At 22.4% G+C, this 1,314-nt stretch carries 1 protein-coding gene and 1 pseudogene; one reads left to right on the top strand and one right to left on the bottom strand.

The features are described 5' to 3' along the window. Positions 1-471 (top strand): annotated as a pseudogene (locus EHV01_RS05675) (hypothetical protein); the annotation flags it as partial. A gap of 29 nt (positions 472-500) precedes the next feature. Here EHV01_RS05675 and EHV01_RS05670 read toward each other — a convergent pair. After that, a partial coding sequence (locus EHV01_RS05670; RefSeq protein ID WP_422066612.1) for a hypothetical protein occupies positions 501-1,314 on the bottom strand: 814 nt, incomplete at its 5' end.

Below are 1,314 nucleotides of genomic sequence, written 5' to 3'. Positions count from 1 at the left end.
AMWWTAGTTGCTTGTAATACACCACAAGAATATACAAAAGAAGAACTTAAAGAACTAAAAGAAAAGAATAAAATAAATACTACTAACCAAGAAATCAGAGATAATTTAGAATGAATAACACCCCAAGAAAAACCATTTAATAAAGTTGATAATAAATGATATTATATAGTATGGCGTGGTAATAAAAATGATAATTGAAGAATTGTTAATTTTAAACATACTGAATTAAAAATAGGAAAAATATTTGATAAATATAATAATAAATATACATTAGAATTAAGAGAAGAAACCGGATATCCATTTTATTTTACTTTATATGTTAGATATTCATCTTCTTGAGCTCCAGCAGATTGAGAATCATATAATAATGATACATATTTTAAATCTGTTTATCGTTGAAATGGTGATGAACAAAAATTACCCAAGTTAATTATTGATGAAAACGATAATGTAAAAATTAGTGGTGAATAAAAAAATAGATGTAAAAATCTATTTTTTTATTATCTTGGTTTTATTGCAATTTTAACTGGGTTATCATTTTTATTTCTAATTCCTAAATAATTAGGATTAGACATATCTATTGTTATATATTCATCATTACCTAAATAATAAATTAAATTTGTTGATAAATTAGCAAACATTACTTTTGAAAATCTAATTTTTAATTTTACATCATTAGTATAATATGCTTGTATATATGTTTCTTTGATTTTATCTTTATCATTATTAGATAATTTTGTTATTTGCAATAAAAATTTAATATATTCGATAGTTCCACCTTTTTCAGGTTTATATTTATTTGCATATTCTTCATTGGGTAATCCATTAGTATAACCAGTGGAAACTGTTTGAATATCATTAGTTATATTATCAGTATATAAAGTTATGGTATTATCAAAATTTACTTTATCAGTTTGTGAACGACCAGTTTGTTTTAAAGTTATATTATTTAATGAACCATAATTATATTTACAAAACTCATTATAACCACCACCATTTAAATTAACATTTCTATCAGGAATAAAATTTTCTATATTTGCTTGTGCACACTCAACTTGTAAATTACCTAAATTACTTATTTCAATTATTTTATAAGCATCTTGAAATTTACTTATACTTTGAATTGTTAGATCAATTTGTTTTAAATCAATTTCTATTTCATAATAACCCTCATTAAATTCATCAGAAAATAAATTAATATAATTTCCAGAAGAACCTTTTTTACATTGTGCTGGTGCTGTAATTTTAGTTTTTAATGGTTGTACTACACCAGCATCTCAGATATCTTTGGTATATTCTGGGTAATTATARKRR

It is taken from the genome of Spiroplasma sp. hy2 (genome assembly GCF_044714365.1).
Classification (GTDB): Bacteria; Bacillota_I; Bacilli_A; order Mycoplasmatales; family Mycoplasmataceae; genus Spiroplasma; species Spiroplasma phoeniceum.
This window is presented reverse-complemented; position numbering and strand designations above follow the sequence as displayed.